At 61.7% G+C, this 12,993-nt stretch carries 13 protein-coding genes, 1 tRNA gene and 1 pseudogene; 10 read left to right on the top strand and 5 right to left on the bottom strand.

Going from position 1 to position 12,993, the window contains the following annotated elements:
- Position 1 precedes the first annotated feature (1 nt).
- Together GPA25_RS03020 and miaB are read right to left on the bottom strand one after the other, a co-directional pair.
- Positions 2 to 976, bottom strand: coding sequence for a PhoH family protein (locus tag GPA25_RS03020; RefSeq protein WP_169258867.1), 975 nt, complete (start codon positions 974 to 976; stop codon positions 2 to 4).
- Positions 977 to 2,314, bottom strand: coding sequence for a tRNA (N6-isopentenyl adenosine(37)-C2)-methylthiotransferase MiaB (gene miaB / locus GPA25_RS03015; protein WP_169258866.1), 1,338 nt, complete (start codon positions 2,312 to 2,314; stop codon positions 977 to 979).
- A gap of 52 nt (positions 2,315 to 2,366) precedes the next feature.
- Between miaB and GPA25_RS03010 the strand changes: the two genes are divergently transcribed.
- Positions 2,367 to 2,443, top strand: a tRNA-Met gene (locus tag GPA25_RS03010).
- A gap of 673 nt (positions 2,444 to 3,116) precedes the next feature.
- On the opposite strand, the pseudogene GPA25_RS24295 reads toward GPA25_RS03010, so the two are convergent.
- Both GPA25_RS24295 and GPA25_RS24290 read right to left on the bottom strand, forming a co-directional pair.
- A pseudogene (locus GPA25_RS24295) lies at positions 3,117 to 3,496 on the bottom strand (SOS response-associated peptidase).
- Positions 3,429 to 3,629, bottom strand: a complete 201-nt coding sequence (locus tag GPA25_RS24290) for an SOS response-associated peptidase family protein (RefSeq protein ID WP_343034812.1) — start codon at positions 3,627 to 3,629, stop codon at positions 3,429 to 3,431. Before GPA25_RS24290 ends, GPA25_RS24295 begins: the two are co-directional and overlap by 68 nt.
- A 186-nt stretch (positions 3,630 to 3,815) precedes the next feature.
- On the opposite strand from GPA25_RS24290, the gene GPA25_RS03000 reads away from it, so the two are divergent.
- Genes GPA25_RS03000 through GPA25_RS02980 form a run of 5 tightly spaced genes read left to right on the top strand, consistent with a single transcriptional unit; the run spans position 3,816 to position 9,076 of the window.
- The gene (locus GPA25_RS03000; protein ID WP_169258865.1) at positions 3,816 to 4,082 is read left to right on the top strand and encodes a helix-turn-helix domain-containing protein; all 267 of its coding nucleotides are present in this window, start codon (positions 3,816 to 3,818) and stop codon (positions 4,080 to 4,082) included.
- Positions 4,083 to 4,117: 35 nt separating this feature from the next.
- The gene (locus GPA25_RS02995) at positions 4,118 to 4,597 is read left to right on the top strand and encodes a thermonuclease family protein (RefSeq protein ID WP_211162915.1); all 480 of its coding nucleotides are present in this window, start codon (positions 4,118 to 4,120) and stop codon (positions 4,595 to 4,597) included.
- A complete protein-coding gene (locus GPA25_RS02990) occupies positions 4,594 to 7,428 on the top strand; it encodes a class I SAM-dependent DNA methyltransferase (protein WP_169258863.1) in 2,835 nt (944 codons plus the stop codon). Before GPA25_RS02995 ends, GPA25_RS02990 begins: the two co-directional genes overlap by 4 nt.
- On the top strand, positions 7,428 to 8,375 hold the full coding sequence (locus GPA25_RS02985; RefSeq protein WP_169258862.1) for a HipA domain-containing protein: 948 nt from the start codon (positions 7,428 to 7,430) through the stop codon (positions 8,373 to 8,375). Before GPA25_RS02990 ends, GPA25_RS02985 begins: the two co-directional genes overlap by 1 nt.
- Positions 8,372 to 9,076, top strand: coding sequence for an HIRAN domain-containing protein (locus tag GPA25_RS02980; RefSeq protein WP_169258861.1), 705 nt, complete (start codon positions 8,372 to 8,374; stop codon positions 9,074 to 9,076). The genes GPA25_RS02985 and GPA25_RS02980 overlap by 4 nt, the downstream gene beginning before the upstream one ends.
- 552 nt (positions 9,077 to 9,628) lie before the next feature.
- On the opposite strand, the gene GPA25_RS02975 is transcribed toward GPA25_RS02980, so the two are convergent.
- On the bottom strand, positions 9,629 to 9,961 hold the full coding sequence (locus GPA25_RS02975) for a helix-turn-helix domain-containing protein (protein WP_169258860.1): 333 nt from the start codon (positions 9,959 to 9,961) through the stop codon (positions 9,629 to 9,631).
- A 97-nt stretch (positions 9,962 to 10,058) separates the two neighbouring features.
- Between GPA25_RS02975 and GPA25_RS02970 the strand changes: the two genes are divergently transcribed.
- From GPA25_RS02970 to GPA25_RS02955, 4 genes are all read left to right on the top strand, one after another.
- Entirely contained in the window at positions 10,059 to 11,021 is a 963-nt protein-coding gene (locus tag GPA25_RS02970; protein ID WP_169258859.1) for an HrgA protein, read from the top strand.
- An 82-nt stretch (positions 11,022 to 11,103) separates the two neighbouring features.
- On the top strand, positions 11,104 to 11,772 hold the full coding sequence (locus tag GPA25_RS24285) for an NUDIX domain-containing protein (protein ID WP_169258726.1): 669 nt from the start codon (positions 11,104 to 11,106) through the stop codon (positions 11,770 to 11,772).
- A gap of 2 nt (positions 11,773 to 11,774) precedes the next feature.
- Positions 11,775 to 12,317: a hypothetical protein gene (locus GPA25_RS02960; protein WP_169258858.1), complete on the top strand. Its 543-nt coding sequence runs from the start codon at positions 11,775 to 11,777 to the stop codon at positions 12,315 to 12,317.
- 72 nt (positions 12,318 to 12,389) lie between these two features.
- Entirely contained in the window at positions 12,390 to 12,701 is a 312-nt protein-coding gene (locus tag GPA25_RS02955) for a hypothetical protein (protein ID WP_169258857.1), read from the top strand.
- Positions 12,702 to 12,993: the final 292 nt, after the last annotated feature.

The raw sequence follows: 12,993 nt of genomic DNA, 5'->3' as shown, positions 1-12,993 counted from the left end.
CTTACCCCTTCTTGGCGGCGAGCGCAGCCTGCGCGTCGCGTGCAGTCTGGTTGTCGTAGGCCTCGACGATGCGCGCCACCAGCGGATGACGCACGACGTCCTCCTTCTGGAACTCGGTGAAGGCGATGCCGCGCACCGCCGCCAGCACTTCGCGCGCTTCCAGCAGGCCGCTGCGGTGACCGCGCGGCAGATCGATCTGCGTCAGGTCGCCGGTGACGACGGCCTTCGCACCGATCCCGATGCGCGTCAGGAACATCTTCATCTGCTCGGGCGTCGTGTTCTGCGCCTCGTCGAGGATGATGAAAGCGTGGTTCAGCGTGCGCCCGCGCATGAAGGCGAGCGGCGCGATCTCGATGCTGCCGCGCTCGAACAGTTTGGCGACACGGTCGAAGCCCATCAGGTCGTAGAGCGCGTCGTAGAGCGGGCGCAGATAGGGATCGACCTTCTGCGCGAGATCGCCGGGCAAAAAGCCGAGGCGCTCGCCCGCCTCGACCGCCGGACGGGTCAGGATGATGCGTTCGACGAGCTGGCGCTCGAAGGCATCGACCGCGCTGGCGACCGCGAGATAGGTCTTGCCGGTGCCCGCCGGGCCGATGCCGAAGGTGATGTCGTGCGCCTGGATGTTGCGCAGGTAGTCGATCTGGCGCGGCGTGCGGCCATGCAGTTCGGTCTTGCGCGTGAGCAAGGCCGGCGCCGGCTGGTCGTTCTGGCGACGGTTTGCGAGCTCGATCAGGCCAAGCTGGATGTCATCGACAGTCAGATGCTCGTCGGCCTGTTCGTAGAACTCGCGCAGCGCCTTTGCCGCGAGTTGCGCCTGCGCCGCATGCCCCTGCAGCGTGAAGCGCTCGCCGCGGCGCGCGATCGTCACGTCGTATGCGGTTTCAATCTGCCGCAGGTTCTCGTCGAGCGCACCACACAGGTTCGCCAGCCGCTCGTTGTCGAGCGGATCCAGCACCACTTCGGTCGGCCGCCCCATTCAGACCTCTCTCGTCAGGATTTCGCCACGCAGGCTGTGCGGCAGCGCGGCGGTGATGGTGACATCGACAAACTGGCCGATCAGGCGCGGATTGCCGACGAAATTGACGACGCGGCTATTGTCGGTGCGCCCAGCCAGTTCCGTCGAGTCCTTGCGCGACAGCCCTTCGACGAGCACGCGTTCGACGCGCCCGACCATGCTGCGGCTGATTGCCTGCGCCTGTTCGTCGATGCGCTTCTGCAGCCGCGCGAGCCAGCGCAGCTTGGTTTCCTGCGGCACCGGGTCTTCCATGTCTGCCGCCGGCGTGCCGGGACGCGCGCTGTAGACGAAGCTGAACGAGGCGTCGAAACCGAGTTCGTCGATCAGCTTCATCGTCTTCTCGAAATCCTCTTCGGTCTCGCCCGGGAAGCCGACGATGAAGTCGGACGACAGCGACAGATCCGGCCGCGCTGCGCGCAGTTTCCTGACGACCGACTTGAATTCGAGCACCGAATAGCCGCGCTTCATCGCCGCGAGGATGCGGTCCGAGCCCGACTGCACCGGCAGATGCAGATGGCTGACGAGCTTCGGGATGTTCGCGTAGGCGTCGAACACCCGCTGCGTCATCTCGCGCGGATGCGATGTCGTGTAACGCAGGCGCTCGATGCCGGGCATCTCGGCAACGCATTCGAGCAGGAAGGCGAAATCGCCCTGCTCGCCCCCATTGCGCGTGATCTCGCCGCGCCACGCATTGACGTTCTGCCCGAGCAGCGTGATCTCCTTGACGCCCTGATCAGCCAGCCCGGCGACCTCGGTCAGGATGTCATCCAGCGGCCGTGACACTTCCTCGCCGCGCGTATAGGGCACGACGCAGAAGGTGCAGTACTTCGAGCAGCCTTCCATGATCGACACGAAGGCGCTCGCCCCCTCCACCCGCGCCGGCGGCAGGTTGTCGAACTTCTCGATCTCGGGGAACGAAATGTCGACCTGCGAACGGCCGCTGTAGCGACGCTCGGCAATGAGCTGCGGCAGGCGGTGCAGCGTCTGCGGCCCGAACACGACGTCAACGTAGGGGGCACGCGCGACGATCGCAGCGCCTTCCTGGCTTGCGACACAGCCGCCGACACCGATGATCAGGTTCGGATTGGCCTGCTTCAGATGCTTGACCCGCCCGAGGTCGTGAAACACCCGCTCCTGCGCCTTCTCGCGCACCGAGCAGGTATTGAAGAGGATCACGTCCGCCTCTTCCGGGTTGTCGGTCTTGACCAGTTCCTCGGTCGCCCCGAGCACGTCCGCCATCTTGTCGGAGTCGTATTCGTTCATCTGGCACCCGAAGGTGCGGATGTAAAGTTTCTTCATCGTTGCGTATTGACGCGCGGTTTCGCAAACCGCTATATTAGCAGGCTCGCGCGGTGATGTAGCTCAGACGGTTAGAGCGATGGATTCATAACCCATAGGTCGGCGGTTCGATTCCGCCCATCACCACCAACGAAATCATGCACTTAGGCCAATTCTTCGGGATTGGCCTTTTTGCTTTCCGGGCTCGTGTAGCCACGGTGTAGCCAAAATCAAACTGTGCATGCCAGCCAGCAAACACGCCACCCACACCCCGCCTGACGTCGAGCTGCAGCGCCTCGGGGCGAGTTTGCGGAGCGGTTGCCTTCGTCGCGGCGGCGCTGCAGAACCTTCGCCCGAACGTTCTTGCGCCACACCTCGGCTGCCGGCCTTACCTCATCGACAGCTTGGTCAACTATTCCTCATCGACAACTTTGCTTCGTCGTCAATTTCGTCAACTTTGCTGTCAACTGGACGGTCTATATGAATATGAGCACAAGCGCCTAACCTCAACCGACCGTCAATTCTTGCGAACCCGGCGCCCCTTCGCGCGCTTCTGCTCGGCTTTCCTCGAGACACCGAACTACTTGCCGACATCCTCGAACGTCAGGATTGGGTCGCCTTCCTACTTCGCCCCTGCAATCGCACACTGCTCAACGGTGAGACACTGTCCGATTCGATCGGCTCGATGAGGCCCGGTCCTTGCGCCCGGAGATTCCCGACTGCGCGCCCGACCGGATAGGCGTCCATGCGCTCGGCCGGATACTCGCCGGCCAACTCTCACAGGAGGTGCGCATCCGAGACGCCGGGATCCAGCCAAGCTGGTTTAGTCCTCAGGCTGGACAATTACCGGCATGCCATCGTGGATCGACCGCATTAAGTCGTTTGCAACGGTGGTGAAAATCGCAAACGTCACAACAGCCCCTCGGGCCCGTCCCAGTGCTCAAGTAGCCCACCGAAGCCAAACAGCGCCTCACCGCCTGCCGGCCGGATGAAGTATGGCTGCTTGTAGCCGGCCACGGGCACCCACTCATAGAACCCAGACGCAGGCACAAGCACGCGCGAGCGCTTGAATGCGTGCCTGAACATCGGCTTCGCGTCTGCAGTCTCGACCTTCGCGTTGATCGGCTGGGCGAGCTTACCGGGATCCTTCACCCAAGACGGCAACAGACCCCCAACGGGCAGCGACAAGATCGCGATGAGCATCGGCGCCGCAGCGCACGACCAATGCCGGCTGCGAAGGCGCGATGTTGTACCGGTCGACGAGATCGCCGGGCTCGACGCCGAACTGTTCTCGCAACCGCGAATGAGGGCCATACAGGGCATAGCGACCGCACATGGCAGCCTCCAGTCAGGGGTGGTATCGATACCCTACGCCGAGCGAACAACCCCGGCTGAACTACAATGGTCGCGCGGCGCTACAGGAGCCGGAAGTGAAGCCCCTCCAACAACTTGTCAATGCCGACGGGTGAAGGCGCTGGACGGGTCAGCATAAAATATGCGGTCGGAACAGCGAGGACCTACCATGAAGCTCAAGAGCTACACCGGCGACGAGGTCCGCTCACTGCGCCGCAAGCTGAATCTGAACCAGTCCGAGTTCTGGTCGCCGTTCCAGACCACGCAGTCGGGCGGCAGCCGCTACGAATCCGGCCGCGAAATCCCCGCCCCCGTCCAAGTACTTCTGAACATCGCCTTCGGTACCGATGCGAAGGCCACGGCGATCGTCAACGAGTTGCGCGAGTTCGGGAACGCGAAGAGGAAGTCGAAGCCAGCCTCGGGCGAGCCCAAGTAGGGGCAGCCACAGCAGCGCTCGTATTCGGCCTCGTGGTGGCCACCACCGACGGCGACACGATCACCGTCCGGAACGACGACTTCCAGCGAGTGAAGGTTCGGCTCGCGGAGATCGACGCCCCACAAAGGCGGCAAGCCTTCGGCACCCGATCGCGGCAGTCGCTCGGTGAACTCTGCCACGAGAAGCGCACCGAGGTGCGCGTAATCGACGTCGAGCGCTACGGCCGCGTCATCGGCCGCGTGAGCTGCGTCGGCGTCGATGCGAACGCCGCGCGGATGCGCCGCGGCATGGCGTGGGTGTACAACCGCTACGCCACGGACAAGACCTTTTACCGACTGCGAGTCGCTGCACGCAGCGCCGGACGCGAGCTCTGGGCCGATCAGCACCCGGTCGTACCACGGGACTGGCGCAAGCGCTCCTGCCCCCCTGAAACCCCCGGCGAAACAGCGGTCATGCGAGCCTGCTATGCTCGCGAGATTAACCATTCCGGTGCCACACCACCCCGCAACCCATGACACCCGCCCAGTTCATCAACAAATGGAAGGACAACCCGCTCTCCGAGCGCGCAGGCTCGCAAGCGTTCTTCCTCGACCTCTGCATGATGCTCGGCGTGGATCCGCCGAACGACCCCGACAGCTACTGCTTCGAGCGGGGCGCCACCCGGACCGGTGCCGGCCATGGCTGGGCCGACGTCTGGAAGCGCGGCCACTTCGGTTGGGAGAACAAAGGCCCCGGCGGTGACCTCTCCGGCGCGCTCAAGCAGTTGATGATCTACGCGCTCGCGCTGGACAATCCACCGCTGCTTGTGGTGAGCAACCGCGAAATCACGCAGATTCACACCCACTTCACCGGCACACCGAGCGAAACCTACACGATCCACTTAGGGGACATTGGCACGCCGGAGAACCAGCAGCGCCTGCGGTGGCTATTCACCGACCCCGAAAAGTTCCGGCCCGGCCGCACGGTACTCGACATTACCGCGGGTGCCGCTGGCCGCTTTGCAGACATCGCAAAGTCCATGAGCGAGCGTGGGCACGCCCCAGCAAAGATCGCGCACTTCCTCATCCAATGCTTGTTCTGCATGTTCGCAGAGGACATCGGCCTGCTGCCGAAGAAGTTGTTCGAGCGCGTCATCACGAAGCGCCAAGGTGACCCGGCCAAGCTCGCAGCAGCGATGGCGGAGATGTTCGAGACCATGCACACCGGTGGCGACTACCTTCTTGAGGACATCGCCTACTTCAATGGCGGGCTATTCCAACACGTGGAGGTCATCGAACTGGATGCGGACGAGATCGACGCGCTGCTAGTCGCGAGCCGGATGGACTGGGGCTCGATCGAGCCCTCCATTCTCGGCACCCTTTTTGAGCGCGGCCTCGATCCCCAGGTGCGCGCGCCGCTCGGGGCGAACTACACCGACCCGGGCACCATCATGAAGCTGGTCCGCCCTGTCGTTGTCGAGCCCTTGGAGCACGATTGGGCCGCCATTAAGGCGAAGATCGCCCCACTGATAGAGAAGTACCATGCCGGCGGAAAGGGCTCCCAGAAGGCCGGTCAGGAGGCGCAGGCGCTGTTTCTGGGCTACCTCGAGCACCTGAAGAACTTCCGCGTCCTCGATCCCGCCTGTGGTTCTGGAAACTTCCTATATCTCGCTCTACGCGCCTTAAAGGACCTCGAGCACCGCGCGAACCTAGACGCAGAAGCACTTGGCCTGCACCGCCAGCTCACGATCGAGACTTGCCCCGACAACGTGCTCGGGATCGAGATCAACGCCTACGCCGCCGAACTTGCTCGGGTGACGGTCTGGATCGGCGAAATTCAGTGGATGCTCAAGCACGGCTACGACTGCCGGCGAAACCCCATCCTCGCGCGTCTGGATCACATCGAGAACCGGGATGCACTGCTGAACAAGGACGGAACAGAGGCGGAATGGCCAGCGGTCAATGTGATCGTGGGAAACCCACCGTTTCTCGGCGACAAGCGCATGCGCAGCGAGCTCGGTGCGGAAATGACCACCATGATTCGCAAGTGCTACGAGGGCCGAGTTCCGGGTGGCGCCGACCTCGTGCTCTATTGGTTCGAGAAGGCCCGGGGACAGGTCACGGCCAAGCGCTGCGAAGCAACTGGGCTTGTGGCGACGAACTCGATCCGCGGTGGCGCGAACCGCAAGGTTCTGGACCGAATCGTCGAGAGCACTCGCATTTTCGAGGCGTGGAGCGATGAGCCGTGGGTCAACGACGGAGCTGCAGTGCGAGTATCCCTTGTCTGTTTTGGTCGCCGCGAAGGGTCAAAGTTGGACGGAGATAGCGTGGAATCGATCAACGCTGACCTCACCGCCGAGCACAACGGGAACCTCACTGCGGCCAAGCGTCTGCCCGAAAACAAGGGAGCGTGCTTCATCGGCGGAATGAAGAAAGGCTCCTTCGATGTATCGGGAGAGCAAGCAAGGGTCTGGCTGAAGTCAGGCGGCAACCCCAATGGACTCCCCAACGCGGACGTACTCTTCCCATGGGCTAACGGTCTGGACATCACGCGCCGCCCCAGCGACATGTGGATCGTCGATTTCGGTATCTCAATGCCTGAGCACGATGCAGCGCTCTACGAGGCCCCCTTCGCTTACATCGTCGGACACGTAAAGCCAGCCCGAAACGCCGTCAATAACCAACTCGAACGCCAGCGATGGTGGCTTCATGCAAGACCGGCTCCAGACCTTCGCCATGCGACCCACGGCTTAGGTCGCTTCATAGCCACCGCTCGGGTTGCAAAGCATCGCCTCTTCGTCTGGCTAAAGCCCCCTTTGGTCTGTGACGGACAGATCGTCGTCATTGCCCGCGACGACGACGTCACGTTTGGCGTGCTCCACTCACGTTTCCACGAACTCTGGTCACTTCGGATGTGCACTTGGCTTGGAGTTGGTAACGATCCACGCTACACGCCGACCACGACCTTCGAGACTTTCCCCTTTCCCGTCGGCATGCCCCCCGCTGACACGGCCAGGGGCGCTCCAACAGGACCTGAGGCCGAGGCGATCGCCACCGCAGCCCGCCGTCTTAACAAGCTTCGGGATAACTGGCTGAACCCGCCCGAGTGGGTCGAGCGCGTGCCCGAGGTCGTGCAGGGCTTCCCCGATCGCATCATCCCGAAACCCGGGCACGAAGCCGACTTGAAGAAGCGGACCCTGACGAACCTGTACAACGCCCGGCCGGCGTGGCTCGACAACGTGCATAAGTCGCTCGACGCTGCGGTGGCGGCAGCATATGGATGGACAGACTACACGCCGGAAACGGCTGACGACGAGATTCTGCGCCGTTTGCTTGCCTTGAATCTCGACCGGAGCGTACGTAGGTAATGAAGATAGCTGCAAAGAAGCAGCAGAAACCGTTCGACGTTGCGGGTTGGGAAAGCGACGAGTTCGAGGTATTCCCTCAGGGAGCACGAGCAAAGAGCGCAGTGAAGGCGCCTGAAACACCCTCGGAACCTGTCCTCCGTGGAGGATGGCGGTACCTATTCAAGAGGTCAAAATCATCGTACCCAGATCAGTACTGGGGAGAGGTGATCGCCTATCGAATTGGTTGCCTACTTGGCGTGCCAGTCCCCCCTGCTTTTGCCGCTTACAACTCGGCAATGGGCACTTCCGCAGCGCTAATCGAGTGGTTCTACGACGAGGCGCAAGAAGGGTTTGTCTTGGCTGGGGATTTCCTTCAGCAGCGCAAGCCCGATTTTGACCGAGACCGGGGAACTGATCACAATATGCGCGACAACGAGGTGCTGCTCTCGGCGCTCGCGCGAAGCCCTAAGAGGTTCGGCGTCCGCTTCTCGGAAGACTGGCGCCAGTGGTGGGTCGACACGCTTTTGTTCGATGCGCTGATCGGAAACACTGACCGCCATCAGGACAACTGGGGGTTGATCTTCAACGCCACCAGTATCCGTCTCGCACCAGCCTTCGACAACGGCACCAGTCTCGGGCATGAGCGTTTCATCTCCCGCGTTGCCGGATGGCGAGACGAGGACATCGACCGGTATATCTCGAAAGGGATGCACCATGTAAGATGGACCGTTCGAGACGCTCTTCCTGTTCGCGAGCATCTACGACTACTCGACCTTGCACTGGGCAAGTGGCCGCAGACACGAGAAATTGCCCGGCGGCGACTCGATTTTCCCAAGCCCATGCTTCGAGAGTCGATCGCAGACCTCGTCATGCTGGCCATGCCTATACCATTGACTGAGGGCCGATTGGACTTCATCGTTCGTTTGCTTTCTAGGCGATTCGAGTTGCTTCAGGCTTTGTTGGAATGAACTCCTTGCAGCATATTGTTGAACCCGACCGACTTTATCTGACGTGGCAGCCCGTCGACGAGAATGCGTCGAATCGCACTCGTAGGGTGGTCGGTCTTGTCGTGAAGCGTGCTGGAGACACTTTCGGCTTCCGTTACCTACGTGAACTCGACGACTACAAGAAGGCCGTGGAAGCTGGCTTTCAGGGATTTCCTGCCTTCAAGGGAGCGGATGTCGAGCACAATCAAGGGGTTCGCGAGGCACTGCTCCGACGACTCCCCCCCCGTAATCGCGAAGACTTCGCCGACTATCTCGCGCTTCACAGGCTGCCAAGCCCATTCCCCTATTCCGACTTTACGCTCTTGGGGTACACGCGGGCGCGATTACCTAGCGATGGTTTTGAGCTTGTCCCTGCATTTCCGTTAAACGCAGCGCCGTTCGACTTGCTCGTCGAAGTGGCAGGCGTTCGCCACGTGTACGGGCTGGATGTCGGCGACATCAAGCCGGGCGACGACGTAACCTTCGAACAAGAGAGCGACAACCCAGTTGATGCCGATGCAATTGCCGTTCTGCACGAGGGGAATCGGCTCGGGTACATCAACCGGGTGATGCGTACCGAGTTCCTTGACTGGTTGCAACACAAGACCGTAACTGCGCAGATTGAACGTCTTAACGGAAAACCCGATCGACCCGTCATTTACGTTCGAGTAGCAGTTCGCTGAGGCACACTCGCTTCGAGATCGTCACTCGGAGCGACGTACCCCGGCGGCACCGCGATTGTTCGATTCGCCCCATCACCGCAGTCGAGCCGCCACCGCCGGCTCAGATCTTCGTAATCGGCGATCGCAACCGGCAAGCGATCATGCTCGACCTCGGCCTTCAGATGCGACAGCCACCGGGCGTACTCGGGATCAAGCGGTCCGAATGTCTCCAAGACGGTGGCGAGGTCCCGACAGCCGGCACAGATATGCGCTGCGAGCGTGGCCGGCCCCGCATTCCACGGCACTCGCGCACCACCGTGGTTCGCCATGTAGCGATGACAGTCGCCGGTTGTGTAGCGGAACAGGGGCGACGACGGGTATCCCCCCTGATGCAGTTCGACGGACTTACGTAGGGCAGTATCCGCAAGCGACCGTGGCCGTTCTCGATCATACACACACCGGCCAAAATCACCCGGCGCGCCGCTGCCCTGATCTGCTGGTATGTGAGCGCCACGCTTGTCTCCATGGGAAGGAACACACTGCCGGCTACTACCGGCATACAGCGAAATCCCGTCAGTTCGCGCCTTCTGCGAGTTCATCCAACACTCGCAACAGGCGATCCCTTTTCGACGCAGGAAGCAAAGCGTATCCGCAGATGAGGCGAGCAAGTCCTTCATCTTCACAGTAGAAGAAGGCGGTCGGTACGTTCAGCGCCATCGCCAGCTTCTCTGCAGTTGCGAAGGGGGGCTCGTGCGTACCGTTCTCGTAGCGGCTGATGCGCGCGCTACTAGAAAGTTCGTCAATGCCGATCAGAACTCCCAGTTTGTCCTGAGCAATCCCCGCCCTCAGGCGCGCCTCGCGCAGGCGAAGGCCAAACAGGGTTCGGGGCGTTGTGTACCTCGGCATCCTACGATAGTCGAAGAACGCCCTTGTGGCGACTCTACGTAAATCGTAGGATCACCAAATTTGCATATCATTTGCCGCAAATCACACGAACCAGATCATGCCCGCACTCCCGCCTATCACCATCAACTCCAGTCTCGGAGATTTGGCCGTCACAATCCTCAGTGGCGCTCCGGGGAAACAGCTCAGTTCGGCGGAATTGGCGACATTGGTCGTTCAAAGCTACCCGGACTGGTGCGCAAAGAAGCAGCAGAACAGCAAGCCCGGCGTAAAAATTGAGGCGCAGATCGCCAATGAGATCAGTAGCCGCCGACCGCAGTGGCTGAAGAAATACACAAGATTGAAGTGCTCGGACACCTCACCGCGAAAGTACTCGTGGGGCGAAGGGGGTGCCTTCAGCGACGAAACACCTGACGACGAGATACCAAATGTGTCGCCCCAGCAGCAAAAGCTGAAGGAAGCCGACCTCTACCCACTCCTTGCGCACTTTCTCTGGGTCGGCCCGGTGCAGAACCGGGTCTATCCCAAACGGATCGACGAGAAGACTTCATCGAACAACCTCGGCCCCAAGGCGAACGAGTGGCTACATCCGGACATGGTCGGTCTTGAGGATCTGATGGCAGAGTGGCAGCCTCAGATTCAGGATTGCGCGGAGAAGGCCGGCGATCAGCGCGCCCGCCTGTGGTCCTTCGAGGTCAAGCTACGGGTCTCGCGCTCGTCGGTCCGTCGCGATTACTTCCAGGCTGTCTCGAACTCGTCGTGGGCGAACTTTGGATACCTCGTCGCGGCCGAGATTGACTCCGATACAGATGCCGAACTTATGATGCTCCATGGACTTCACGGTATTGGCGTGATTGAGCTCAACGTCGAGAATCCAGCCGAAAGCGCCATACGCATCCCAGCACGGGAGCGCAATGCGGTCGATTGGGCGACCAGCAACCGACTGGCCAAGGAAAACAAGGACTTTAGGCAGTTTGCCAAGCTGGTTGCCGCCTTCTATAAGACGCGCGAAACGTCTGAGAAAGAGTGGGATAAGCCGGCTTCGCTCCCCGAAGGTGAATAGCAGCTCGGACAACACTGACACAGCCGGGAGAACTGCCGAAGCGCTGCCGCTGCCGGATTACAGCCAGTCAGGGGAACCTATCGTGAACACGCCAACAGCCTCACCGAGTCACCACCCCAAACTCAACGATAGCGGCAAACCCGTCGTCATCAAGCACCCGAGCACGCCGACAACTCAGGCGAGTTGGTTCGATCCGAAGGCCGCGGCAACCTTCATCCCCGGCGGTCCGGTACCGGCGGAGCTGAACGGGGTTCCGTTCGCGACATGGACAGACGCGCCGACCACGGACGACGGGTGGGAGCAGGTCGATGGGCTGAACCCGGACCTTGCCGAGCCCGCGATGAAGATGTCGCCCGGGCTGAACGCGAGCGCCGGCGTGGTGGTAGTGGAGCGCGACGGCCGGGTGTGGGTCGTGCACCCTACGAACGGATTCGGCGGCTACCTCGCAACGTGGCCGAAGGGCCGGGTTGAAGGCGGCCTCTCGTTTCAAGCGACGGCGGTGCGAGAGGCGTGGGAGGAGGCCGGGCTCAAGGTGCGCATCACGGGAATTCTGGGCGACTTTGACCGCACCACAACACGGACACGGTACTACGTCGGCGAGCGCGCCTACGGGACGCCAGCCGAAGCGGGCTGGGAGTCCCAAGCTTGCACATTGGCGCCGATCGATGCGCTCCCCAGCCTACTCAACGGGTCCGCCGACGCGCCAGTACTCGCAGCACTGAAGGCGAGGCTCGCGCCCGGAGAGACGTGACGATGGATCAGCCAGCCGACCAGCGCCGGCAAAGACTGATTCAGGCACTCTGCAAGAGTGACTCATTGCGGAGGAATGCCCGTGCAGACCGCATCGAGTGGTTGTCCTTGCACACGAACCGCCCTTCGTTCATCGCTGGCCGCGCCGAGACGCTGCAACTACTTCAGGAGGCCCACGATACATTCGTGGATGGCCACTTCGCCGGCACGCTCATGATCGCAATGGCGGTCATCGAGCACTGCGTCGTCGAACACCTGCAGCTCCGGCGGCTCACCCAAGGGAGCCCAACATTTGCTCAGGCGGTACGCCTTGCTACGGAGACGAAGCTCTTCCCGCCGGACTGGCTGGCGCGTGCGACCCGCTTGAGTCATCGACGAAATCCCTTCGCACACCTGAAGGACGAGAATCACCCGCACTCGCTTGGTGCGCGAGTTCAGAGCGAGGATCGGCACCCGCGCGCGATCATGGAGGAAGACGCCAAAGACGCGCTTGAGCTGATGTCCAACATTTTCATCGCAACCCTTCGCGAATGGCCTCTCGACTGAGCAGCCAGTGCCCGAATAACGTGGCTGACGATTCAGCGCGAGCACCAGAAAAGGAATAACCCGATGTGGATCATGAGCCCCAGAGGATTCGTCTCGATCGTCCGCAAGGACTGCCCGCCGGACCATCTGCTGGTCAGGGCACGCCGCCGTCAGGACCTTGAAGCGCTGTTCCCCGACGCCAACATTGTCGAGGGCGCCGGCACCGATTACCGCTTCCGCGCAGCCATCCCGCAGGCGGAGGTGGTCAGCGTCATCTCGCGCGAGCTGCTCGAACTGGACTACGCCAACCACAAGGGCGCCACCAAGGACCACGACCTGCACGATGCGTATATGGCGGTCTGGTCTGCCATGGCCCGCCTGCAGGACACCGAGCCCCATCGCTGACCCACCGAACCGCGGAGGATCGCCCCAGACGGCCAAACGCCGAGCAGTTAAGCCACTATTGCCGACATGGCCGGTCGCAGCGCGTGCGGGCTCGTGGCGCGCCAGAGGCGGACAGGGCCTGTGCCCGGCTGTCTCGTGGTCGCGGCTAGGACAGGTAGTTCCGCTGCTGTTCCCATGTTCCCACGCCGTTTTCGCGGTTCCCAATGGATGAGATCAGCGATAACCCGCGTAATTAAAGGGTTTCCGCGGTTTTGCCCCCATGTTCCCACGTTTTCCGCACACAAAAGATAAA

Source organism: Aromatoleum diolicum (assembly GCF_012910955.1).
GTDB lineage: Bacteria > Pseudomonadota > Gammaproteobacteria > Burkholderiales > Rhodocyclaceae > Aromatoleum > Aromatoleum diolicum.
This window is presented reverse-complemented; position numbering and strand designations above follow the sequence as displayed.

Bases quoted from the DNA above. Each gene is read 5' to 3' on its own strand.
- GPA25_RS03020 (WP_169258867.1), bottom strand. From the start codon at position 976: ATGGGGCGGCCGACCGAAGTGGTGCTGGATCCGCTCGACAACGAGCGG.
- miaB (WP_169258866.1), bottom strand. From the start codon at position 2,314: ATGAAGAAACTTTACATCCGCACCTTCGGGTGCCAGATGAACGAATAC.
- GPA25_RS24290 (WP_343034812.1), bottom strand. From the start codon at position 3,629: ATGTGCGGTCGCTATGCCCTGTATGGCCCTCATTCGCGGTTGCGAGAA.
- GPA25_RS03000 (WP_169258865.1), top strand. From the start codon at position 3,816: ATGAAGCTCAAGAGCTACACCGGCGACGAGGTCCGCTCACTGCGCCGC.
- GPA25_RS02990 (WP_169258863.1), top strand. From the start codon at position 4,594: ATGACACCCGCCCAGTTCATCAACAAATGGAAGGACAACCCGCTCTCC.
- GPA25_RS02985 (WP_169258862.1), top strand. From the start codon at position 7,428: ATGAAGATAGCTGCAAAGAAGCAGCAGAAACCGTTCGACGTTGCGGGT.
- GPA25_RS02980 (WP_169258861.1), top strand. From the start codon at position 8,372: ATGAACTCCTTGCAGCATATTGTTGAACCCGACCGACTTTATCTGACG.
- GPA25_RS02975 (WP_169258860.1), bottom strand. From the start codon at position 9,961: ATGCCGAGGTACACAACGCCCCGAACCCTGTTTGGCCTTCGCCTGCGC.
- GPA25_RS02970 (WP_169258859.1), top strand. From the start codon at position 10,059: ATGCCCGCACTCCCGCCTATCACCATCAACTCCAGTCTCGGAGATTTG.
- GPA25_RS02960 (WP_169258858.1), top strand. From the start codon at position 11,775: ATGGATCAGCCAGCCGACCAGCGCCGGCAAAGACTGATTCAGGCACTC.
- GPA25_RS02955 (WP_169258857.1), top strand. From the start codon at position 12,390: ATGAGCCCCAGAGGATTCGTCTCGATCGTCCGCAAGGACTGCCCGCCG.